General features: G+C 72.9%; 1 protein-coding gene. It reads right to left on the bottom strand.

Annotated features, from left to right (window positions below):
* The coding region (locus tag A5636_RS00370) for an HNH endonuclease signature motif containing protein (protein ID WP_155763472.1) at positions 1-506 on the bottom strand (506 nt) is incomplete at both ends.

Here is a 506-nt window from a genome sequence, read left to right as displayed (position 1 = left end):
GGGGCCAGGGGTTGGCCGTCGTCGTCGGTGACCAGGAGTTGGTGGGCGGGTCCGGTGATGGTGATCAGGCCGCGGTGATGGGCGCGGTGGTGGTAGGGGCAGAGCAGGACGAGGTTGTCCAGGTCGGTGGGGCCGCCGTTTTCCCAGTGGTCGATGTGGTGGGCGTGTAGGCCGCGGGTGGCCCCGCAGCCGGGGACTGCGCAGCGGCCGTGTTGGCGGTGTTCGAGGGCGCGGCGGAGCCGGCGGCTGATCTCGCGGGTGCTGCGTCCGGAGCCGAGGGGTTGGCCGTCGCGGTGAAACCACACCTCGAAGGTGGCATCGCAGCTCAGGTATTGGCGTTCGGCTTCGGTGAGCAGCGGACCCAGGTGCAGGGCGGCTGCGCGCTGGGCCACGTCGAGGTGGACCAGGACGGTGGTGTGCTGGCCGTGGGGGCGGCGGGCCACCTCGGTGTCCCAGCCGGCCTCGATCAGGGCCAGGAACGCGTCGGCGGTGCCCGGCAGCGGCGG

This window comes from Mycobacterium asiaticum, from assembly GCF_001673315.1.
In the GTDB taxonomy this organism is placed as follows: domain Bacteria; phylum Actinomycetota; class Actinomycetes; order Mycobacteriales; family Mycobacteriaceae; genus Mycobacterium; species Mycobacterium asiaticum_B.
The sequence above is the reverse complement of the archived record's forward strand: the minus strand, read 5'-3'. Positions and strand labels throughout refer to the sequence as shown.